The sequence below is a fragment of the Saccharomonospora sp. CUA-673 genome (assembly GCF_001942305.1).
Taxonomy (GTDB): Bacteria; Actinomycetota; Actinomycetes; order Mycobacteriales; family Pseudonocardiaceae; genus Prauserella.
In genome coordinates, this window is record NZ_MKKE01000003.1 from 1 (window position 1) to 20,943 (window position 20,943).

Consider the following 20,943-nt stretch of genomic DNA (forward strand, 5'->3'; position numbering starts at 1 on the left):
AGCGACGCGAGTTGCTGACACGCCCGCGCAGAATGCCAACACCACGCCACGAAACGCCAAAACACCGACATGAATCGCCAACACCACGCCACAGAACGCTGACACGACGTCCACGAAACGCCGACACGGCGACGCGAAACACCAACACGGCGACGTGGGGAGCTAACTCCCCACCGATACCCCCACCCCGAGGTCGACGAGGGTTGCGTGGGGGCCGATGGTGATGACGGCGGGTTCGGCGGGGGCGGTGGTGACGGTGTAGGCGCCGGGGACGACGGAGCCGAAGCGGTAGCGGCCGGCGTCGTCGCTGACGGTGGAGCTGACGACGGCGCCGTCCCCGTTGCGCAGCAGCAGCCGCACGCCGGACAGCGGCCAGCCGCCGGAGGTGATCACGCCGGACAGCGCGCCGCGCATCTCGAGTTCGAGGTCGACCGCGGTGTTCGGGCCGTCGAGCGTGACGACGGTGGCGACCGGGTCGGCCAGCGGCGCCGCGGCGACGAGCGTGATCTGCGGTGCGTGCACGCCGCCGAGCAGGTAGCGACCGTCCTCATCGGACACCGTGCTGCCGATGACCTCGCCGTTCTCGTCGATCGCGGTGACGGTCGCGCCGGGGATCGGCCGGCCGGCGACCCGGTCGCGGACGGCGCCGTGCACACCGGCGGTCGGTTCGAGTGTGATGTCCAAACGCGACGGAACGGTGCCGGGCGGCACGACGGTCGCCTGCGGCCGGTAGCCGGCGCGTGCGAACACGAGGACGTAGCTGCCGGGTTCGAGTCCGGGCACGCGGAAGACCCCGCCCGCGTCCGTGACGGCCCGCGCGCATTGCGAACCGGTGCGGTCGGTGACGGTCACGGTCACGTCGGCGAGCGGCCGGCTGCCGCCGTGCACGACACCCGCGAGGACGTCGTTGGCGGTCACCTGCAGGTCGGCGTACGGGTCCGGGCGGTGCGCGGCGCCGGCCTGCCCGCCGGACGCACCGTCGGAACCGTTCGCGCCACCACCGTTCACACCGTGGCCCTGGCCGTTGACCGGCAGTCCGGCGCCGTTGGCGGCCGGTTCCTCCTGCGGCCACGCGGGGAATTCGTTGCGCATGGTCAGGCCAGGTCCTTCCGGGGGAACGCGGGAAGCGCGATGTCGTGCTGCTGGTCGCCCGCGCGGACAACGACCTCCTCGTGCACCGACGGATGCTCGACGGCGACGAGCGTCAGCGGTTCGGTGGGCAACCCTTCGAGCAGGTAGGCCCCGTCCTGGCTGATCGTGTTGGCGACGACGTAGCCGTCCCGCCGGTACGCGGTGATCGTGGTGACCGCGGCGGGCAGGGCCTGCGCCGTCGCGCCGCCGCGTTGGATGCGTCCGCGCACGGCGCGGGTGCCGACGGACGACGGCGCCGACAGCGCCTGGGCCGCGGCGACGGCCGCCGGCGACAACGACGCCGCACCGGACGCCTGCGCCGTCGAGCCCGGCCCCGGAGCCGTCGAGCCCGGACCGCCCGAACCCGAGGTGCTCGAACCCGACGCGAGAGGAGCCCCGGAGGCCGACGTCGCGGACGAGTCCGGAGAAGCAGCACCCGTGGCTGCCGAGGGGCGGCCGACCTCGCGCTCAGCAGGCTCGGTCCGTCGCTTCCACAGCCTCACAGATTCCTCCGTATGAGTGAGTAGACAGTGAGTACTTACCACCCAATGCGACCGTAAAGCAACTGCTTGACACAACTCCGTTGTCACGCGCGGTACCGGTTCGATCACCGAGCACGCGGTCGCCGAAACGTCTGTAACCTGGGGTTTCGATAATGCACGCCCACTGCACCCACGCCCGCAACACCGGGAGCGGATGCTCGGCACCGGCGCTTAACGGACGCGACACGTATCCGAAAGGCGGTAATGCCACATATCCGCCGTCACCCATTAGAGTGCACGTCCGTGACCTGTCGTAATAGTCGATCGTAGTAAGGGACAGGGGCGTGAGACGCGACGTTCGCAGGGGAACGTCGCAGCGGGGAGGGTTACGTGGTGACGACATCCGACGGATCGGTGGCACGCGACGACCGCGCGCAGGCGACCCGCGACGCGATCCTGAGCACGGCGGAGCGGCTGTTCGCCGAACGGGGCGTCTACAACGTGTCGAACCGGCAGATCAGCGAGGCCGCGGGCCAGGGCAACAACGCGGCCGTGCACTACCACTTCGGCACGAAGCACGACCTGATCGCGGCGCTGGTCGACCGGCACCTGACGGCGCAGCGGCGGCGGCGCGCGACCTACGTGGCACAGCTGGGCGCGAACCCGACCCTGCGCGACTGGGTGGCCTGTGTCGTCCTGCCGGTCACCGATCATCTGGCCGAACTGGGCCGGCCGACGTGGCAGGCGCGGTTCAAGGCCCAGCTCGTCACGGATCCGACGCTGCAGGCGGTCCTCGACGACACCAACGCCCTCGACGCGGCGCTGCAGACCACGATCGACGGGGTGCACCGCTGCGTGACGCACCTGCCCGCGCCCGTGCGCGCCGAGCGCGCGGACATCACGAAGCATCTCATGGTGCACATGGCCGCCGACCGCGAACGCGCGATCGCCCGCGATCTGCCCACACCCCGCGCGACGTGGCGCGAGGCGGCCGAGGGCCTCATCGACGCCATCGTCGGCATCTGGGAGGCCCCGGTCAGCGACGCCGCCCAACCGCGCGGCTGATCACATCCACAGCACGCCGTCGTCCTCGTGCTCGCGGACGCGGTACTCGATCATCCGGCGGAGCACGTCGAGCGGCACCTCCTGCGTCGCACGGATCTTGACCGTGCCCTTGCCGAGGTCGTACCCGTCGAGCTCGCCGGCGAACGCTCGCGCGTGCTCGGCGTGAACGCGATGCCGATGTGCTTCGCGTGGCCGTTGAGAATGAACAGAATCGTCCCGGAGGGTGCAGCCACGCGGGGCTGCCCCAGCGGATCGCCTCGGTCGCGGTCGGCGCGGTCTCGTTCATCAGCGCGCGCACCGCATCGAGGTGCGCGCGGATCCCGCCGTCGAAGCCGTCGAGATACTCCTCGACACTGTCCACCTTGGCCATGCGCCGCACGCTACTCCCCCGCCGGCAAGATCGGCAGAGCTCGCCGCGACCCCTCGAACGCCGGCGCAGGAGCGTCAGCGGGAGCGGCGCCAGGACGCGCGGAAGAACTCGCGGTTCAGGCTCGCGATGCTGTCCAGCGGAATCCCCTTCGGACACGACACGGTGCATTCGCCGACGTTGGTACAGCCGCCGAAGCCCTCGTCGTCCATCGTCTCGACCATGTTGAGTACCCGCTCGTCGCGTTCGGGATCGCCCTGCGGCAGGACGTTGAGGTGCGCGACCTTCGCCGCGGTGAACAGCATCGCCGAGCCGTTGGGGCACGCCGCCACGCACGCGCCGCAGCCGATGCACGCGGCGTTGTCGAACGCGAGCTCCGCGTCGTCCTTGGCCACCGGCGTCGCGTGCGCCTCGGGGGCACTGCCGGTGGGCACGCTGACGTAACCGCCCGCGCCGATGATCCGGTCGAACGCCGACCGGTCCACGACGAGGTCCTTGACGACGGGGAACGCCGACGCGCGCCACGGTTCGACGTCGATCACGTCGCCGTCGTCGAACGACCGCAGATGCAGTTGGCACGCCGTGGTCTTCTCCGGTCCGTGTGCCCGCCCGTTGATCACCACACCGCACGTGCCGCAGATGCCCTCGCGGCAGTCGTGGTCGAAGGCCACCGGGTCCTCGCCGCCCTCGACCAGCCGCTCGTTGAGCACGTCGAGCATCTCCAGCATCGACATGTCCGGGCTGAGGTCGTCGACCGCGTAGGTCACGAGCTCGCCCTCGGCGTCGGGTCCGGCCTGGCGCCAGATGCGAACGGTGAGCTTCATGCGTAACTCCGCTGGGTCGGGCGAACGTAGGAGAATTCGAGGTTTTCCTTGTGCAGCACGGGAGTCTCGCCGTACTCCCATGCGGACACGCGGCTGAACCGGTCGTCGTCGCGCTGCGCCTCGCCGCCGGAGGTCTGGTGCTCCTCGCGGAAGTGCCCGCCGCACGACTCCTCCCGTTCGAGCGCGTCGAGCAGCAACAGCTCGGCGAACTCGAGGAAGTCGGCGACCCGGCCGGCCTTCTCCAGTTCCTGGTTGAGCCGCTCCCCGCTGCCGGGGATGCGCACGTCGCGCCAGAACTCGGCGCGCAGCTCGGGCACGCGCTCCAGCGCGGTGCGCAGGCCGTCGGCGTTGCGGGCCATGCCGCAGTGGTCCCACAGCAGCATGCCGAGTTCGCGGTGGAACGAGTCGACGGTGCGCGTGCCCTGCACGTCGAGCAGGCTCCGGATGCGGTCGTGCACCGCCGTCTCGGCCTCGCGCACGGCGGGGTCGTCCGGGGCGACGGGGTCGAAACCGCCCTTGGCGACATAGTCGTTGATCGCCGTGGGCAGTACGAAGTACCCGTCGGCCAGGCCCTGCATCAGCGCCGACGCGCCGAGCCGGTTGGCGCCGTGGTCGGAGAAGTTGGCCTCGCCGATGACGAACAGCCCGGGGATGGTGCTCTCCAGGTCGTAGTCGACCCACAGCCCGCCCATCGTGTAGTGGATCGCCGGGTAGATCCGCATCGGCACGCGGTACGGATCCTCCGCGGTGATCCGCTCGTACATGTCGAACAGGTTCCCGTAGCGCGCCTCGATGGTCGCCGCGCCGAGCCGTTCGACCGCGTCGGCGAAGTCGAGGTACACCCCGAGCCCGCCGGGGCCGACGCCGTAGCCCTCGTCGCAGCGGTTCTTCGCGGCACGCGAGGCGATGTCGCGCGGCACGAGGTTGCCGAAGCCCGGGTACATCCGCTCGAGGTAGTAGTCGCGTTCGGACTCGGGGATGTCGGCGGGCGCCGGTCGTCGCCCTTGCGCCGGGGCACCCAGATGCGCCCGTCGTTGCGCAGCGACTCGCTCATCAACGTCAGCTTCGACTGGTGCTCGCCGGACCGCGGGATGCACGTCGGGTGGATCTGCGTGTAGCACGGGTTGGCCAGGTAGGCGCCGCGCTTGTGGGCGCGCCAGACGGCCGTGGCGTTGGAGCCCTTGGCGTTGGTGGAGAGGTAGAAGACGTTGCCGTAGCCGCCCGTGGCGAGGACGACGGCGTCGGCCAGGTGCGTCTCGATCCGCCCGCTGACCAGGTCGCGCACCACCACCCCGCGCGCCTTGCCGTCGACGACGACGAGGTCGAGCATCTCGGTGCGCGGGTGCATCTCCACGGTGCCGGCGGCGATCTGCCGCGACAGCGCCTGGTACGCGCCGAGCAGCAGCTGCTGGCCCGTCTGCCCGCGGGCGTAGAACGTGCGCTGCACCTGCACGCCGCCGAACGAGCGCGTGTCGAGCAGTCCGCCGTACTCGCGCGCGAACGGCACACCCTGCGCCACGGCCTGGTCGATGATCTGCTCGGAGATCTGCGCCAACCGGTACACATTGGACTCGCGGGAGCGGAAGTCGCCGCCCTTGACCGTGTCGTAGAACAGCCGGTGCACCGAGTCGCCGTCGTTGCGGTAGTTCTTGGCCGCGTTGATCCCGCCCTGCGCGGCCACCGAATGCGCCCGGCGCGGCGAGTCCTGCACGCAGAACTGCACGACGTGGTAGCCCTGCTCGGCCAGCGTCGCGCCCGCGGAGCCGCCCGCGAGCCCGGTGCCGACGACGATCACCGTGTGCTTGCGCCGGTTGGCCGGATTGACCAGGCCCGCCTCGAACCGGCGCTTGTCCCAGCGCTCCTCGATGGGGCCACCGGGGGCCTTCGTGTCGGCGATGTCCTCGCCGATGGTGTAACGCATGGTCAACTCACCACTCCTGTCATCACGGCCACGGGCACGATGACGAACCCGACCGTGAGCACGACCGCCAACGTCGACCCGATCGTCTTGATCACCCGCTGGCGCGCGGGCCGGTTCACGCCGAGGGTCTGGGCGGCGCTCCAGAAACCGTGGTTGATGTGCAGGCCGAGCATCACCATCGCCACGATGTAGATGACGTTGATCCACCACACCTCGAAGCCGACGACGACGTTGTGGTGCGGTTCGCCGTAGCGGAAGTCCGGGTTCACCGCGCCGACCGTCAGATCGAGGATGTGCCAGACGATGAACAACGCCAGGATGATCCCACCCCAGCGCATGGTCCGGGTCGCGAACGTGGCCTTGACGCGCTGGCCGCGGGTGTAGCGCACCGGCCGGGCCCTGCGGTCGCGCAGGCTCAGCTGGGCGGCCGCGACGATGTGCGCCACCAGTGCGACCAGCAGCACCACCCGCTGGATCCACAGGAACCAGCCGTAGGACAGCATCGGTTCGCCGAGCGTGCGCAGCCACATGCCGTACTCGTTGAACTCCGCGGCCCCGGCGAAGATCTTGAGATTGCCCAGCATGTGTGCCAGCAGGAACAGCACGAAGAGCAGTCCGGAGACGGCCATGACCGTCTTCTTGCCGATCGTCGAGCGCCAGAACGCCACCGGCGCCGACGGCCGCTTGGTCGACCGTGGTTTCGGTGGCCGGGCTGACGGTGGCTTTGTCGACACCGCTGTCTTGGCTTCCACGACATTGACGCTAGAACCGGACATGTTCAGAGGTCAAAGACATAGAAGCTCTACCGGCGATAGGTTCCGTCTATCGTGTGGGTATGCAGTTCCAGCAACTGTCGTACTTCCTGGCCGTCGTGGAGACCCGGCACTTCACGAAGGCGGCGGAGCAGATGCGCGTGGCGCAGCCGTCGCTGTCGCAGCAGGTGCGGGCGCTGGAGCGGGACGTCGGCGCGCCGCTGTTCCACCGCGGCCGGGGCCGGGTGACGCTCACCGAGGCCGGTGAGGCGCTGCTGCCGATCGCTCGTCGCATCCTCGGCGAGGCCGAGGGCGCCTACCGGGCGATCCGCGAACTCGACGGCCTCGAACGCGGCCGGGTGCGCCTGGGTGCGACGCCGAGCCTGTGCACCGGCGTGCTGCCCGCGACGCTGGCCGCATTCCGCCGCAACTACCCCGGCGTCGAGCTGGTGCTGCACGAGAGCGGATCGCGGGACCTGCAGGTCGCCCTGGCCGAGGGCACGCTGGACCTGGCGATGATCATCGACTCGCGGGACCGGCGCCGCGACCCCGGCATCGCCGCGCGCTCGCTGTTCGTCGAGGAGCTGGTGGTCATCTCGGCGAAGGACGCGCCCGCGCCGGTGCCCGCGCGGCGGATCGGCGTGCCCGAACTCGACGGGCTGCCGCTGGTGATGTTCCGCCGCGGCTACGACCTGCGCGACACCACCGTCGCCGCGTGCCGCGCCGCGGGCTTCGAGCCGACGTTCGCCGTCGAGGGCGGCGAGATGGACGCCGTGCTGGAGCTGGTGCGCGCCGGCGTCGGCGTGGCCGTGGTGCCGAGCACGGTGGTCGACGACCGGTTCCGCATCACCCGGTTCACCGCGCCCGGCCTCACCCGCACGGTGCGGTTGGCGCACCGCCGCGACGTCGAACCGTCCAAGGCCGTCCGCGCCCTCGGCGACGCCGTCACCGGCTTCCTCGACGACGCCTCCCGCATCCGCCCCCTCATCACAGTCCCCGGCCGCCCCACCTGAGCGACCGGGCCGGCGGGGTCAGACGGTGGCCTGGTCGCTGTCGCGGTGGGCGCCCCAGCCGTGCCAGCGCTCGACCTCGATCCAGGCGCTGTAGCGCGTGCGGACGCGGTCGGGGTACTGGGCGCCGAGGTAGTGCGTGGCGAGGCGGTCGATGTCGGTGAGCCCGTCGTCCTCGCGGATCTCGGTGACGCGGCCGATCAGCGTGACGTGCGTGTACCAGTTCTCGTCCAGGACGGTCAGGGTGACGCGCGGGTCGCGGCGCAGGTGCTTGAGCCTGGCGCGGCCCTCGTCGAGGTTGACCAGCACGCGGCCGTCGTCCTCCCACAGGTACCAGGTGGCGGCCGAGACGGGCGCGCCGTCCGAGCGGAGCGTGGCCATGACGGCGGGGTTGGGGCGGCGCAGCAGTTCGACGGCCTCGGCGGGCAGCGGTGGCGTGGACACGCGGATGTTCCTCCAGCGTTCGTGCTCTCGGGTGTTCCTCGCGCCGATGGTGCCGCACGTCCGCCGCCCCGGCCCGCCGAGGCGCCCCGCCGGGTGACGTGAGACATGCCCCAGCTCCCAAGGGCCATGTCGCGTTCAACGCAACCATGGGGCCCTTGGGTCAGCCGCGATCGGTGGAGCGGCTGATGTCCCGTACAGGGGGCGAGGCAAGATCATCTGTGCCGGTTCTCGGTTCCCCTGGTGAAAGGCCGTCGATGTCCACGCGTTCCCGTACCCGCTCCCGTTCCCGTGCCCGCGCGCCGAAGACGCTGGGTTCGTTGCTGGTCGCGCTGTTGGTGGCGGGTGGCTACTACCTGCTCGAGCACGGGGATCTCTTCGCGTCGGAGGCGGGCACCGGTACGGGTGAGGCGGATCTGTCGGCGTTGACGGTGGCGCCGGAGGACACGGGGGCGCACTACGACCGGGACGACTGGCCACATTGGACGTCGGTCGGCGACGGCTGCGACGCCCGCGACGCGGCGTTGCAGGACGCGGGCCGGAACGTGCGTGTCGGGGACGGCTGTGCGGTGTCCGGGGAGTGGACGAGTGTCTACGACGGCGAGGTCGTCTCGGATGCGTCCGCATTGGACATCGATCACTGGGTGCCGTTGGCGGAGGTCGCGCGGTCGGGTGCGCGGGACTGGACGCGGGAGCAGCGCGAGGAGTACGCGAACGATCCGGACGTGTTGGTGCCGGTGACGGCGAGTTCGAACCGTTCGAAGGGTGACCAGGACCCGGCGACCTGGCTGCCGGACGAGGACCGTTGTGGCTATGTCGACAAGTGGGTGCAGATCAAGCAGCGCTACGACCTGACGGTCGACCAGGCCGAGGCGGAGGCCATCAGTGGGGTCCTTCGCCACTGCCGCTGACGCGGCGGGCCGTTACGTGGTGAACGCGTCGCGGCCTGCCTGCCCGCGCCACGGTTCGAGTTCGGCCCGTTGCCGCTCCGCGCGGGCGATCAGGTCGTCGAAGTCGATGTCGGGCAGGCGCGAGCCGAGGCCGGCCAGGTCACGCAGCGTCGTCCACAGCTGTTTCTTGCCCCGGATACCCATCACGAGGATCTCCAGTTCGACGAACCGGCTCAGCGGCGAGTACGACCGCAGCCTGCCGTTCGGTTTGAGCCGTCCCACGCGTTCGGCGGCCACGGCGAGGCCGGTCTTCACCGGGTTGATGCGCACGCCCAGCCGCTCCATGATCACCCGGAAGGTGTCGACGTCCTCGGCGATGCCCTGCGCCACCTGCGTGAGGGCCTCGCCGTACTCGGTGTCGTGGTTGCTGTGTGCCGAGCGGCGTGCCAGCTCGCGCCACAGCGTGCCCAGTGCGAGTTGGTCGTTCAGGTAGATCGCCAGCAGACGGTTCACCACTGAGCGCTACCCGCCCTGGCCGGGTCGTACTCATGCCGGTCCGGATTGCGCCCGGATTGCGCGGCCGTCTGCTGCCAGCGGCCGACGCCGGCTCCCAGCGCGTACGACAGGTGCCCGCCGAGCGCGCCGCCCGCGGCGAGTGCCGCCAGGCCCGCACATGCCCAGACGCGGCTCGCCGACCGGTTCCGGCACGTCACGGCGCGCACGTAGAGGCCGGCGGCGACCACGTTGGCTCCGGCGTGGAGGAGGGCGACCCGCCGCTGGGTGGGGTTCAGCCGCGAGAAGTCGGCCAGCCCGGTCACCACCGTGGGTGGGGTGGCGGCGAGTCCGACGAGGATGAGCCGGCGGGCGGCCACGGGCTGATCGAAACCGATGTCGAACACCGCGGAGCAGGTCCACGCCCCGATCGGCACGGCCACCAGCAACGGGTGCACCGGGTGCCCCAACCAGGAACCACGAAGGAACCGGTCGAGACCACCGCGGCCGAGCACGCGCCGCACCGAGCGTTGGACGGTGGCCGCCGGTCCGTCCACGGCACGCAGCGACTCGGTCGATTCCAGGATCCGACGTACGAACATGCCGGTCGGATACCCACCGCACCGCGGGCCGACTCGGATGTCCCCGACCCAGTCGGGAACTGACTGCAAATCAGCCGGCACTCCGGACCGCGAAGGGAAGATTAGTCGCGTTCAACGCAACTATGGGGCCCTCGGGACCCACCAAACGGGACCACCGGGATGGGGGTCCGGGGCACTCCCCGGACGGGGTTTGGGGGCCGTGCCCCCAAAAACGATGACGAAGCTCGAAACAAGCGAAGGCGCCCCAGCGACAAGCAGGGGGCGCCTTCGAGCGAGTGGCGGGTGAGGGATTCGAACCCCCGAAGGCTGTGCCGGCTGATTTACAGTCAGCTCCCTTTGGCCGCTCGGGCAACCCGCCGGGTGCCGGAGCTCGTCCGGCAAGGACACAGCGTACCGCCTGCGCCCGCCCGACCCTCACCCGGGTGGCCTCGTGACTACCCTTGCGGTGCGGGGCGTGTGCGCGGCCCGTCCGTTCGACCCAGAGAAGCAGCTATCAGCGAGGTGCGTGCAGCGTGGCGGATCCGTCGTTCGACGTGGTGAGCAAGGTCGACCGCCAGGAGGTGGACAACGCAGTCAATCAGGCGGCCAAGGAGCTGTCGACCCGGTTCGATTTCCGGGGCACGGGCGCGTCCGTGGCGTGGTCGGGGGACAACGCCATCACCGTGGAGGCGGAGACCGAGGAGCGGGTGAAGGCCGCGGTCGACGTGTTCAAGGAGAAGCTGGTCAAGCGTGGCGTGTCGATGAAGGCGTTCGACGCGGGCGAGCCGGCGGTGAGCGGCAAGGTGTACAAGGTGTCCGGCACGATCGTCGAGGGCATCGAGCAGGACAAGGCGAAGCAGATCTCCAAGTACATCCGCGACGAGGCGCCGAAGGGTGTGCAGGCTCAGATCCAGGGCGACCAGTTGCGGGTGTCGGGCAAGAAGAAGGATCACCTGCAGGATGTGATCTCGCTGCTGAAGGAGAAGGACTTCGGCATCGCGTTGCAGTTCACCAATTACAGGTAACCCACCCGCACATCTTCGTGAACATCGCGTCAACCGTTGACGTGGTATCACCTGATCGTGTTTGAATCCCCCGGTCACCGTCCGAGACCGGGGGTTTTCAGTGCGTAAGTCCGGAATGCGCAGGCTGTTCGCCGGCCTGCCCAGCGTCCTGCTCAGCATCGTGTTGTGCCTGACCGTCGCGCCGGCGGTGGCGCACGGCGCCGATCGGCAGCTGCTCCACGACGCCTACGGCTCGTATCCGCGGGTGATCCGCACCGAGCACGGCGGCGCGGGCCACGACGGCCGCATCCTCGCCTCGCTCACCAGCAACGACGGCTGGGGTTTCTACGCCCCGATCTACGAGAGCACCGACGAGGGCGCCACGTTCGAGCAGGTCGGCGAGGTGCGCGATCCGGAGGGCATCGCCGGCAAGGGCATGTGCTGCGGGACGTTGTACGAGCTGCCGCAGGACGTCGGCTCCTACGACGCCGGCACCCTGCTGTGGGCGGCCAGCTACCGGCAGAAGGCGGGCGCCGACCGCGAGATCGGCATCCGCGTGTGGGCGAGCGAGGACACGGGCCGCAGTTGGGACTTCGTGTCCGAACCGGTGACCTCCAGTGGCAGGCCGGGCGTGTGGGAGCCGGAGTTCAACATCGACTCGACCGGCGCGCTGCAGATGCACTACTCCGACGAACGCGGCGACGAGTTCGACCAGTTCAACGCCCAGATGTCCACCACCGACCTGGTCAACTGGAACGAGCCGAGGACGACGGTCGCGGTGCAGCCGTTCGAAGCCAGGCCGGGCATGCCGATCGTGCGCGAGCTGCCCGACGGCCGGCACTTCTACAGCTACGAGATCTGCAACTTCGGGGAGCGCTTCTGCGATCCGTACTTCAAGATCTCCGACGACGGCGCCGACTTCGGCGACCCCACCCGGCCGGGCACGCAGGTCGGCACCCCCGAGGGCAGGCACTTCGAGCACTCCCCCACGTTCTCGGTCTTCCCGGGCGGCCCGAACGGCACGCGCATCCTGCTCATCGGCCAGATCTACGTGAACGGCGACGGCGAGCCGGGCGAGGGCAACGGGAAGACGATCCTCGCCAACGACAACCTCGGCGAGGGCCCCTGGTACGAGGTGCCCGCGCCGGTCGAGGTGGCCAACCCGGTCGACGACCCGTGCCCCAACTACAGCCCGTCGCTGCTGCCGGTCGACGACGGCGACACGGTGCTGCAGCTCACGGCCGACCGCACCGACGCGGGCTGTCAGGTGTTCTTCGGGACCGGGCCGTCGCGGTAGTCGGTACGCTGACCCGAGCAGGTGACAGGCACCCGGTGACGGGCGAGCGGAAGGGTCGGCGATGAAGGGCATCGTCCTGGCGGGCGGCAGCGGGACGCGGCTGCACCCGATCACGCAGGCGGTGTCGAAACAGCTGCTGCCCGTCTACGACAAGCCGATGATCTACTACCCGGTCTCGGTGCTGATGCTCGCCGGCATCCGCGAGATCCTGATCATCTCCACGCCTGCCGACCTGCCGAACTTCCAGCGGCTGCTCGGCGACGGTCGCCAGCTGGGCCTGGAGCTGTCGTACGCCGAGCAGGCCGCGCCGAACGGTCTCGCGGAGGCGTTCGTCATCGGCGCGGACTTCGTCGGCGACGACGACGTGGCGCTGATCCTCGGCGACAACATCTTCTACGGCCAGGGTTTCTCGCGGACGTTGCAGGCCGAGGTCGCCGACCTCGACGGCTGCGTGCTGTTCGGCTACCCGGTGAAGGATCCGCAGCGCTACGGTGTCGGCGAGATCGCCGCCGACGGCACGTTGCTGTCGATCGAGGAGAAACCGGCCGCGCCGCGGTCGAACAAGGCGATCACCGGGCTCTACCTCTACGACAACCAGGTCGTCGACATCGCGCGCGGCCTGCGCCCGTCGCCCCGGGGCGAGCTGGAGATCACCGACGTCAACATGACGTACCTGCGCGAGGGTCGCGCCCGGCTGGTCGAGCTCTCGCGCGGGTTCGCGTGGCTCGACACCGGCACGCACGACTCGCTGCTCGAGGCTGGCCAGTTCGTGCAGGTGCTCGAGCACCGGACGGGCGTGCGCATCGCGTGTCTCGAGGAGGTCGCGCTGCGCATGGGCTACATCGACGCCGACGAGTGCCACCGCCTCGGCGCGAAGCTCGCCAAGAGCGGCTACGGCGACTACGTCATGGACATCGCGAAAGCCGCAGGCGCCACCGCCTGACACGCGCCGTGTCAGCACCCCACGTCGCCGTGTCAGCATCCTGCGCGGGCGTGTCAGCACTTCGCGTCGCCGTGTCAGCAACTCGCGTCGCCGTGTTGTCACCGGACGACACGCGTCAGAGGCCGCGGCGGGCCATCTCCTCGAGGCGGCGAATGCGGTCCTCCATCGGCGGGTGGCTCGAGAACATGCGGGACATGCGCTCACCGGGGCGGAACGGGTTCGCGATCATCAGGTGCGACTGCGAGGCGACCTTGGGATCCGGCGCCAGCGGGGCCGCGTTCGTGCCCTGTTCGAGTTTGCGCAGCGCCGAGGCCAACGCCAGCGGATCGCCGGTCAACTCGGCGCCCGACTGGTCGGCCTGATACTCCCGCGAGCGGCTCACGCTCATCTTGATGATGCCGGCCGCGACCGGTCCGAGCATCGCCAACAGCAGCATCGCGATCGGGTTGGCCCCGCCCTCACGGTTGCCGCCGAACAAGCTCGCGAACATCGCCATGTTGGCCAGGAAGCTCACGACGCTGGCCAGCGCGCCCGCGACCGACGAGATCAGGATGTCGCGGTTGTAGACGTGCGCGAGCTCGTGGCCGAGCACGGCGCGCAGTTCGCGTTCGTCGAGGATGTCGAGGATGCCCGTGGTGCAGCACACGGCGGCGTTGCGCGGGTTGCGCCCGGTGGCGAACGCGTTGGGTGCGCGCGTCGGGCTGACGTACAGGCGCGGCATCGGCTGTCGCGCCTGCGTGGCCAGCTCCCGCACGATGCGGTACATCGCAGGCTGCTGGGCCTGCGACACCGGCTGGGCGCGCATCGCCCGCAACGCCAGTTTGTCCGATTTGAAGTAGGCGTAGCCGTTCATCGCGAGTGCGATCAGCAGGCCGATGACCAACGCACCCCTGCCGAACAGGCCACTGATCCCGATGATGAGCGCGCTCATCAGCCCCAGCAGCAGCGCCGTCTTGAGACCGTTGTGGTGCTTGTGCACCGGCTCACCCTCCTCCCGCTCGCCGCGGTCACCGAAATCGGTTGCTCCTCGGCCGAACAACGTACGACGCGGGTGCGGAGTTCCTCCGCCCGCAGCCGTGCGAGTCTATTTCGGACGCTGTGACCAGGGCACTTCGGCAGGGCGCGACAGGGTGCGACAGGGTGCGTCCCGCCACACCCCACACCGGTTTCGGACCGGCGTACCGTAGAGTTCGGCAGACCGAAACCTGAGGGGTGACCATGGACATCGCGGGCGACGCGCAGAGCGCCGCACGGCGGCGTCGGCGTGCGCGCCGACGCGATCGCCGCGCGCTCGTGGCGCTCGGTGTGGTGTTCGTCCTGGCGCTGTCCACAGCCGTCGGCTACGCCCTCCAGCCGCCGACGTCCGACAACGCGAAGCTCCGCCTCGTCACCACGACGACGTTCCTCGACGACACGGTGCGCCACGTCGGCGGGGACGACGTGGACACGCTGCGGCTGATGAACCCCGGCGTCGACCCTCATCTCTATCAGGCGCGCGCGGGCGACCTGCGGGAGATGCGCCGTGCCGATTCGGTGATCGCCGTCGGCCTGTACCTCGAGGGCGCGCTCGAGCACACGCTCCAGGACGTCGCGCGCAGCAAGCCCGTCCTGTTCGCCGGTGAGGCCGTGCCGGACGACGAGCTGCTGAGCCCGCCCGCGGGGTCGGCTCCCGAGGAGGAGCACGATCCGCACGTGTGGCACGACCCGCACCGCTGGGCCCACGCGGTCGACGCGGTCGCCGAGCACCTCGCCGAGCTCGACCCGGCCAACGCCGCCGACTACCACCGCCGCGCCGCCGACTACCGCGCCGAGCTCGACCGCACGGCCGCCGACATCCGCGCGGCGATCGAGCGCATCCCCGCCGCCAACCGCACGCTCGTCACCTCGCACGACGCGTTCCGCTACTTCGGCGACGCGTTCGGCGTGGACGTCGTGGCGATCCAGGGCATCTCGACCCAGCAGGAGGCCACGACCGCCGACGTCGACCGGGTCGCCGCGCTGCTCGCCCGCGACGGCGTGCCCGCGGTGTTCCTGGAGACGAGCGTGTCGCCGCAGACCGTCGAATCGATGCTGGCCGCCGCGCGGCAACGCGGCGGCGACATCGACGTCGGCGGCGAGCTGCACTCCGACTCCACCGGCTCCGACGGCAGCTACGTCGGCATGCTGCACGCCAACGCGACCACGCTCGAGGAGGGCCTCGGATGAGCACCGACGCTCCGGCGACCACCACCCCCGCACTGCGGCTGCAGAACCTGGGCGCCTCGTACGGCGGCAGGCCCGTGCTGAGCGGTGTCGACGTCGAGATCCCCGCCGGGGTGCTCAGCGCGATCGTCGGACCGAACGGCGCGGGCAAGTCGACGCTGGTCAAGGCGGCCCTCGGGTTGGTGCCGTCGGTGCGCGGCACGGTGCGGTGGCTGGGCGAGCCGCTGCGGAAGGTGCGCACGCGCGTGGCGTACGTGCCGCAGTCCGACAGCGTCGCGAAGGACTTCCCCATCACCGCGGTGCAGGTCGTCGAGATGGGCCGGTACCCGCATCGCGGCTGGCTGCGTCGGTTCACCGAGGCCGACGACGAGCTCGTCGCGAACGCGATGGCGCAGGTCGGTGTCGCGGAACTGGCCGACCGTCCGCTCGACGAGCTGTCCGGCGGGCAGCGGCAGCGGGTGTTCCTCGCGCGGGCGCTCGCGCAGCGCGCGGACCTGATCGTGCTCGACGAGCCGTTCACCGCCGTCGACGCACGCACCGAGGCAACGCTGCTGCGGATCCTCACCGACCTGTGCCGCGGCGGGGCGTCGGTCATCGCCGTGCACCACGACCTGCGGGACGTGCTCACCCACTTCGACCACGCGGTGCTGATGGCGGGCACGGTCGTGGCCGCGGGCGATCCGCACGACGTCCTGACGACCGAGCACCTCGAACGCGCCTACGGCATGGCGCCGCTGGCGCGGTGAGCGCGCGATGAGTCTCGGAGAGTTCCTCGACGTCCTGCCACTGTCCTATCCGGACGCGGTGGTCGTCGCCGGCACGGCCGTGGTCGGGTTCGTCGCCGGGCTCCTCGGACCGTTGGCCGTGTTGCGGCAGCGCAGCATGTTCGGCGACGCGATGAGCCACGGCACGCTCGCCGGCGTCGCGGTCGCGTTCCTGGTCACCGGGGCCAAGGTGCCCGAACTGCTGCTGCTCGGCGCCGCGATCTCGGCGGCGATCGCGGCGTTCGCCATGATCGCGCTCGAACGCACCGGCCGGATGCGGTCGGACGCGGCGATCGGCATCGTGCTGTCGGTGTCGCTGACGCTCGGCATCGTGCTGTTGACCGGCATCGCCGGCACCGGCGACGCGGGGCAGGCCGGGCTCGACGAGTACCTGCTCGGTCAGACCGCCGGCATGGTCGAACGCGACATCGTGGTGGCGCTGGTGCTCGCGGGCGTGGCGGTCGTGGCCGTCGGACTGGGGTTCCGGCTGTTGCGGTCGGCCACGTTCGACCCCGGGTTCACGGCCGTCGCGGGGGTGCGCACGTGGGTCGTCGACGCCGCGAGCACCGGACTGCTGGCCCTGGCCGTCGTGCTCGGCGTGCGGACGGTCGGGGCGATCCTGATGGTCGCGCTGCTGGTCGCCCCGGTCGTCGCCGCCCGGCAGCTGACGACGACACTCGCGACGCTCATGCCGTTGTCCGGGTTGATCGGCGCGGCGAGCGGCGCGGTCGGCGGCGTCACGGCCGGCCGCGCGGAGTTGCCGGCCGGACCGGTGATCGTGCTGCTCGCGACGGCGCTGGCCGTGCTGTCGGTGGTGCTGGCCCCGCGGCGCGGCGTGCTGGCCCGGATCAGAAGGGGGCGCGTGCGTGTCTCCGGATGACGTGATGATCGTGGTGATCGCCGGGCTGCTGTCGACGTCGTGCGCGGTACTCGGAGGGTTCCTCGTGCTGCGCGGCCAGGCACTGTTGCCCGACGCCGTCAGCCACGCGGTGCTGCCCGGCATCGTGTTGATCTTCCTGCTGACCGGCGACCGCGCATCACTGTGGACGGTCGTCGGCGCGACGGCGTTCGGCGTGCTGTGCGTGCTCGGCACGGACTGGCTCAAACGCACCGGCGTCGTCGAGTCGGACGCCGCGTTGGCGCTCGTGTTCCCGGCGCTGTTCTCGTTGGGGATCCTCGGCATCAGCCGGTTCGCCTCGGGTGCGCACATCGACCTGGACTCGGCGATCTACGGCGATCTGACGTTCGCTCCCCTGCGCACGATGGAACTGTTCGGCGCCGACGTCCCCCGGTCGCTGGTGATCACCGGGCTGGCGACGGTCGCGGTGCTCGCACTGGTGGCGACGCTCTGGCGGCCGTTGCAGGCGGCGGCGTTCGACCCGGCGTTCGCGGAACTGGCCGGGCTGCGCGGCAGGCTGATCGGCCAGGTGCTGCTCGTCGCCGTCGCCGGGGTGGCCGTGGTGGCGTTCGACAGCGTCGGCGCGATCCTGGTGATCACGTTCTTCGTCGTGCCCGCCTCGACCGCGCGGCTGCTGACGACGCGGCTCGGCGCGATGCTCGTCGTCGCCGCGCTGTGCGGCTGGATCGCCTCGGCCGGTGGACACGCGCTCGCCGTCTCGTTCGACACGTCCATCCCCGGCACCATCGGCCTCACCAGCGGCGCCCTGTTCCTGCTGACCCTGCTGCTCGCCCCACGCCGAGGCCTCCTCGCCCGCCGCCGCACCCCCGCATAACCGCCGCCGTGTCAGCACCTGGCGTCGCCGTGTCAGCATCCTGCGTCGCCGTGTCAGCGTTCTGCGTCGCCGTGTCAGCATCCTGCGTCGCCGTGTCAGCGTTCTGCGTCGCCGTGTCAGCGTTCTGCGTCGCCGTGTTGGCAGTTCGCGGCGTCGAGAGTGCGTAGGCGTTCGATGGTCTCCCACAACTCCTGTTCGCGTCGCGGGTCGTAGGACTCGTCCGACGAAGGACCGACCGCGTCCCGGTCCACATAGGACCCGGACGACGCCGCGATGGTGCCAAGGACGACGTCGGACAGGCGGCGGCCCGCCTCGCCGGGACGCGTGCCGAACGGGGTGCGGGTCAGCAGCGGCAGGACACGGCGCATCAGGAACCGGTCGACCGGACCGGCGTGCCGGGCGAGCGCCGTACCCGGGACGAAGCCCGGGTTGTAGGCGATCACGTCGACTCCGGCGGCAGCCGGCGCGCGTACTCGTGGACCAGGTGGATCGCGGCGAGTTTGCTCGTCGAGTACGCCCTGCGCCCCGCGGCCACCGTCTCGGGACGGCGGAAGGCCCGTGGCCGGGCGAGAACGTCGGGGTCCTGCCACACGGGACCGGGCACTATCCCCAGGTTGTGCCGGAGGTCGCCGACATGCGTGTCGCTGACCGTGAGCACGATCCGCCCTCCGTCGGCGACGCGGTCCTCGAGGGTCCGGACCAGGATGTGGTTGGCGAGCACGTTGACCATGAACGTCGACTCGATCCCCTCCGGACCCGCGGTGAGGTCGTCGGTGTACTGCACGCCCGCGTTGCCGACGACGTGCCGCAGCGGCGGCAGCTCGCCGCGATCGAGCCGGCCCGCGATCTCGACCGCCGCCGCACGGACGCTCCGCACCGAGTTCAGGTCCGCCGCGACCTGCAAGACGTTGTTGTCGGATGCCTCCGCCCCGGGCTCCCGCACCAGGACGACGAGGTGCGCGTCCGGCGACCGGTCGAGGAGGTGCTCGGCGGCGACGCGGCCGATCCCCCGGCTCGCTCCGGTCATCACGATCGTGTGCTCCATGACAGGCCCTCCCTGACGTCGGCGGTACACACCCCAACCTCCACGGCCGCGCCGCCGCCGACCAGTGACCCGGAGGTCCCTGGGATTCGCCGTCCCTGGGACTGGCAGTACGCAGGCTCCGGCGGCCGCGGCGCCGCAGAATGGGGGCGTGTCCGACTTCGGCGAGCTCCTGCACCGCTGGCGCGACCGGCTCTCCCCGTCGACGCGGGCTTCCCCGCGACGGGCGGCCGGCGCGCGCCCGGACTGCGCCGCGAGGAACTCGCCCACCTGGCCGGACTGTCGGTCGACTACATCGTGCGGCTCGAGCAGGGCCGGGCGCAGAACCCGTCCGCCCAGGTCGTCAACGCCCTCGCCCGCGCCCTGCAGCTGTCCCGGGACGAACGCGACCAGCTCCATCGCGGCGCCGGGCTGCTGCCGCCGCAGGACGGCACGATCAGCGCCCACGTTCCGGCGAGCATCCAGCGGCTCGCCGTGCGCCTGGGCGACGTCCCGATCGGCGTGTTCACGGCGGACTGGACGTTGGTGTGGTGGAACGACCTGTGGTGCGCGCTGCACGGCGACCCGTCCGCGGTGCAGGTCGAGGCGCGCAACCTGGCTCGCGTCCTGTTCGGACCCGACCCTCCGCCCGTGGAGAGCGAACGTGGGCCCGAGGCATTCGAGGCGTCGATCGTCGCCGACCTCAAGGACGCCATGTCCCGCTACCCCGCCGACGTCCGGCTCGCCCGCCTCGTCCGGGACCTCCGCGCCGAATCGGACGCCTTCGCCCGCCACTGGGACACCGCGTCGGCCGCCCGGCACGCGAGCGAACGGAAGACGATCCACCACCCCGAGGTCGGCGAGATCCGCCTCGACTGCGACGTCCTCCTGGCCCCGGGCGCCGACCTCCGGATGGTCACCTACACCGCGGCCGTCGGCACGCCCGACGCCGGCAAGCTCGACCTCCTCCGCGTCACCGCCGGCCGCGCCACCGACGCCGCCGAGACCGCCGCGAGCCCCGACGCGCCGACGTAGCGGCGTCCACGAACTGCCAACACGGCGACGCGGATTGCTGACACGGCGACGTGGGGTGCTGACACGGCGACGTGGGGTGCTGACACGGCGAGGTGGTTACTTGCGGATTTCCAGGGTGCAGCACTTGGGGCCGCCGCCGGCCTTGCGGAGTTCGGAGATGTCGACGTAGCGGACCTCGTAGCCGCGGGCGCTGAGCTGGTCGGCGAGACCGGTCGTCTCGGTCTCGACCGGCAGGATCACGTGCCGGCCGTCGGAGATGCCGTTGAGTCCGAAGCATGCGGCGTCGGCGGCCGTGGCGATCACCGCGTCGGGGAACAGCCGGCGCAGCACCCGCTGCGACCCCGGCGAGAACGCCTCCGGGTAGTAGGCGACCTGCGCGCGCACCCCGTCGGCCTCCGACTGCAGCACGAACAGTGCCGTGTCGAGGTGGTAGTAGCGCTCGTCGACCAGGTTCAGTGACACGACCGGGACACCCAACGTCTCCTGCGCCTCGGCGTGCGCGCCCGGGTCGGTGCGGAATCCGGTGCCGGCGAGCAGCAACCCGCCGGTCCAGGCGAAGTCGCCCTCGGCCTCGTTGATCAGCCGCGGCATCGTCACGTCGCGGAAACCGTGCTCGACGAACCAACGGCGGAAGTGCTCGGCCTCGGCGGCGCGCTCGGGCGCGCGGAACCGCGAGCCGAGCACGCGGCCGTCGACGACCGTTCCGGAGTTGGCGGCGAACACCATGTCGGGCAGGCCCGGCTGCGGCGGCACCTCGTCGACGGTGTGGCCGAGTTCGCGGTACAGATCGCGCAGTGTCGTCCACTGCCGCACGGCACGATCGACGTCGACGGGACGGCTCGGATCCATCCACGGGTTGATCGAGTACTCCACGGCGAAGTGCCGCGGCGGGCACATCAGGTAGTGACGAGGCGTGGGGATGCGCACGGGCAGCGCGGGAGCGTCCGACATGCTTCGAATGTAGAACCACCCGGATGCGCAAACAATC

The 20,943-nt window shown here is 70.8% G+C and carries 22 protein-coding genes, 1 tRNA gene and 1 pseudogene; 11 read left to right on the forward strand and 13 right to left on the reverse strand.

Annotated features, from left to right (window positions below; all coding sequences use genetic code 11):
- Positions 1 to 162: 162 nt before the first annotated feature.
- Together BJF85_RS01610 and BJF85_RS27000 are read right to left on the reverse strand one after the other, a co-directional pair.
- Entirely contained in the window at positions 163 to 1,092 is a 930-nt protein-coding gene (locus BJF85_RS01610) for a collagen binding domain-containing protein (RefSeq protein ID WP_075845464.1), read from the reverse strand.
- Positions 1,093 to 1,094: 2 nt separating this feature from the next.
- Positions 1,095 to 1,634, reverse strand: a complete 540-nt coding sequence (locus tag BJF85_RS27000) for a hypothetical protein (protein ID WP_139320414.1) — start codon at positions 1,632 to 1,634, stop codon at positions 1,095 to 1,097.
- A gap of 372 nt (positions 1,635 to 2,006) precedes the next feature.
- On the opposite strand from BJF85_RS27000, the gene BJF85_RS01625 reads away from it, so the two are divergent.
- Positions 2,007 to 2,678 (forward strand): TetR/AcrR family transcriptional regulator, encoded by a 672-nt coding sequence (locus tag BJF85_RS01625; RefSeq protein WP_139320415.1) that lies wholly within the window; start codon positions 2,007 to 2,009, stop codon positions 2,676 to 2,678.
- A 444-nt stretch (positions 2,679 to 3,122) separates the two neighbouring features.
- On the opposite strand, the gene BJF85_RS01635 is transcribed toward BJF85_RS01625, so the two are convergent.
- From BJF85_RS01635 to BJF85_RS01645, 3 genes and pseudogenes are all read right to left on the reverse strand, one after another.
- Positions 3,123 to 3,869 carry a succinate dehydrogenase/fumarate reductase iron-sulfur subunit gene (locus BJF85_RS01635; RefSeq protein ID WP_075845468.1) on the reverse strand — a complete coding sequence of 249 codons (747 nt, stop codon included), beginning with the start codon at positions 3,867 to 3,869 and terminating at the stop codon, positions 3,123 to 3,125.
- Positions 3,866 to 5,790: pseudogene (locus tag BJF85_RS01640) on the reverse strand (fumarate reductase/succinate dehydrogenase flavoprotein subunit). Before BJF85_RS01640 ends, BJF85_RS01635 begins: the two are co-directional and overlap by 4 nt.
- Before the next feature lie 2 nt (positions 5,791 to 5,792).
- Positions 5,793 to 6,419 carry a succinate dehydrogenase cytochrome b subunit gene (locus BJF85_RS01645; RefSeq protein ID WP_255375326.1) on the reverse strand — a complete coding sequence of 209 codons (627 nt, stop codon included), beginning with the start codon at positions 6,417 to 6,419 and terminating at the stop codon, positions 5,793 to 5,795.
- Between the two features lie 206 nt (positions 6,420 to 6,625).
- On the opposite strand from BJF85_RS01645, the gene BJF85_RS01650 reads away from it, so the two are divergent.
- A complete protein-coding gene (locus BJF85_RS01650; RefSeq protein ID WP_075845470.1) occupies positions 6,626 to 7,555 on the forward strand; it encodes a LysR family transcriptional regulator in 930 nt (309 codons plus the stop codon).
- Positions 7,556 to 7,573: 18 nt separating this feature from the next.
- On the opposite strand, the gene BJF85_RS01655 is transcribed toward BJF85_RS01650, so the two are convergent.
- Positions 7,574 to 7,996, reverse strand: coding sequence for a PPOX class F420-dependent oxidoreductase (locus BJF85_RS01655; protein WP_075845471.1), 423 nt, complete (start codon positions 7,994 to 7,996; stop codon positions 7,574 to 7,576).
- Positions 7,997 to 8,250: 254 nt separating this feature from the next.
- On the opposite strand from BJF85_RS01655, the gene BJF85_RS01660 reads away from it, so the two are divergent.
- Positions 8,251 to 8,904, forward strand: a complete 654-nt coding sequence (locus BJF85_RS01660; protein ID WP_075845472.1) for an HNH endonuclease family protein — start codon at positions 8,251 to 8,253, stop codon at positions 8,902 to 8,904.
- Between the two features lie 12 nt (positions 8,905 to 8,916).
- On the opposite strand, the gene BJF85_RS01665 is transcribed toward BJF85_RS01660, so the two are convergent.
- The 3 genes from BJF85_RS01665 to BJF85_RS01675 all read right to left on the reverse strand — a co-directional run bounded on the left by BJF85_RS01665 (position 8,917) and on the right by BJF85_RS01675 (position 10,335).
- Positions 8,917 to 9,396 (reverse strand): hypothetical protein, encoded by a 480-nt coding sequence (locus BJF85_RS01665; protein WP_075845548.1) that lies wholly within the window; start codon positions 9,394 to 9,396, stop codon positions 8,917 to 8,919.
- Positions 9,393 to 9,977 carry a DUF2231 domain-containing protein gene (locus BJF85_RS01670; RefSeq protein ID WP_075845473.1) on the reverse strand — a complete coding sequence of 195 codons (585 nt, stop codon included), beginning with the start codon at positions 9,975 to 9,977 and terminating at the stop codon, positions 9,393 to 9,395. Before BJF85_RS01670 ends, BJF85_RS01665 begins: the two co-directional genes overlap by 4 nt.
- 276 nt (positions 9,978 to 10,253) lie before the next feature.
- Positions 10,254 to 10,335, reverse strand: a tRNA-Tyr gene (locus BJF85_RS01675).
- 154 nt (positions 10,336 to 10,489) lie between these two features.
- On the opposite strand from BJF85_RS01675, the gene BJF85_RS01680 reads away from it, so the two are divergent.
- From BJF85_RS01680 to rfbA, 3 genes are all read left to right on the forward strand, one after another.
- A complete protein-coding gene (locus BJF85_RS01680; protein WP_075845474.1) occupies positions 10,490 to 10,981 on the forward strand; it encodes a YajQ family cyclic di-GMP-binding protein in 492 nt (163 codons plus the stop codon).
- A 100-nt stretch (positions 10,982 to 11,081) separates the two neighbouring features.
- A complete protein-coding gene (locus BJF85_RS01685; RefSeq protein ID WP_369822048.1) occupies positions 11,082 to 12,257 on the forward strand; it encodes an exo-alpha-sialidase in 1,176 nt (391 codons plus the stop codon).
- A 61-nt stretch (positions 12,258 to 12,318) separates the two neighbouring features.
- The gene (gene rfbA, locus BJF85_RS01690; protein WP_075845476.1) at positions 12,319 to 13,200 is read left to right on the forward strand and encodes a glucose-1-phosphate thymidylyltransferase RfbA; all 882 of its coding nucleotides are present in this window, start codon (positions 12,319 to 12,321) and stop codon (positions 13,198 to 13,200) included.
- A 115-nt stretch (positions 13,201 to 13,315) separates the two neighbouring features.
- On the opposite strand, the gene htpX is transcribed toward rfbA, so the two are convergent.
- Positions 13,316 to 14,179, reverse strand: a complete 864-nt coding sequence (gene htpX / locus BJF85_RS01695; RefSeq protein ID WP_075845549.1) for a zinc metalloprotease HtpX — start codon at positions 14,177 to 14,179, stop codon at positions 13,316 to 13,318.
- 239 nt (positions 14,180 to 14,418) lie between these two features.
- Between htpX and BJF85_RS01700 the strand changes: the two genes are divergently transcribed.
- The 4 genes from BJF85_RS01700 to BJF85_RS01715 are packed head-to-tail and all read left to right on the forward strand — an operon-like array spanning position 14,419 to position 17,899.
- A complete protein-coding gene (locus tag BJF85_RS01700; RefSeq protein WP_075845550.1) occupies positions 14,419 to 15,405 on the forward strand; it encodes a metal ABC transporter solute-binding protein, Zn/Mn family in 987 nt (328 codons plus the stop codon).
- A complete protein-coding gene (locus BJF85_RS01705) occupies positions 15,402 to 16,148 on the forward strand; it encodes a metal ABC transporter ATP-binding protein (RefSeq protein ID WP_075845477.1) in 747 nt (248 codons plus the stop codon). Before BJF85_RS01700 ends, BJF85_RS01705 begins: the two co-directional genes overlap by 4 nt.
- A gap of 7 nt (positions 16,149 to 16,155) precedes the next feature.
- Positions 16,156 to 17,046, forward strand: a complete 891-nt coding sequence (locus BJF85_RS01710) for a metal ABC transporter permease (RefSeq protein WP_075845478.1) — start codon at positions 16,156 to 16,158, stop codon at positions 17,044 to 17,046.
- Positions 17,033 to 17,899, forward strand: coding sequence for a metal ABC transporter permease (locus BJF85_RS01715; RefSeq protein ID WP_075845479.1), 867 nt, complete (start codon positions 17,033 to 17,035; stop codon positions 17,897 to 17,899). Before BJF85_RS01710 ends, BJF85_RS01715 begins: the two co-directional genes overlap by 14 nt.
- A gap of 116 nt (positions 17,900 to 18,015) precedes the next feature.
- Here the strand turns inward: BJF85_RS01715 and BJF85_RS29405 are convergent, their stop codons facing one another.
- Both BJF85_RS29405 and BJF85_RS01720 read right to left on the reverse strand, forming a co-directional pair.
- Positions 18,016 to 18,342: a hypothetical protein gene (locus BJF85_RS29405; protein WP_255375321.1), complete on the reverse strand. Its 327-nt coding sequence runs from the start codon at positions 18,340 to 18,342 to the stop codon at positions 18,016 to 18,018.
- Positions 18,339 to 18,944: an SDR family NAD(P)-dependent oxidoreductase gene (locus BJF85_RS01720; protein WP_255375322.1), complete on the reverse strand. Its 606-nt coding sequence runs from the start codon at positions 18,942 to 18,944 to the stop codon at positions 18,339 to 18,341. The genes BJF85_RS29405 and BJF85_RS01720 overlap by 4 nt, the downstream gene beginning before the upstream one ends.
- Here BJF85_RS01720 and BJF85_RS01725 point away from each other — a divergent pair.
- Positions 18,936 to 19,955 carry a helix-turn-helix transcriptional regulator gene (locus BJF85_RS01725; protein ID WP_369822049.1) on the forward strand — a complete coding sequence of 340 codons (1,020 nt, stop codon included), beginning with the start codon at positions 18,936 to 18,938 and terminating at the stop codon, positions 19,953 to 19,955. The two genes, BJF85_RS01720 and BJF85_RS01725, sit on opposite strands and share 9 nt — an antisense overlap.
- Positions 19,956 to 20,051: 96 nt before the next feature.
- On the opposite strand, the gene ddaH is transcribed toward BJF85_RS01725, so the two are convergent.
- Positions 20,052 to 20,906: a dimethylargininase gene (gene ddaH, locus BJF85_RS01730; protein ID WP_222844418.1), complete on the reverse strand. Its 855-nt coding sequence runs from the start codon at positions 20,904 to 20,906 to the stop codon at positions 20,052 to 20,054.
- Between the last annotated feature and the right edge of the window lie 37 nt (positions 20,907 to 20,943).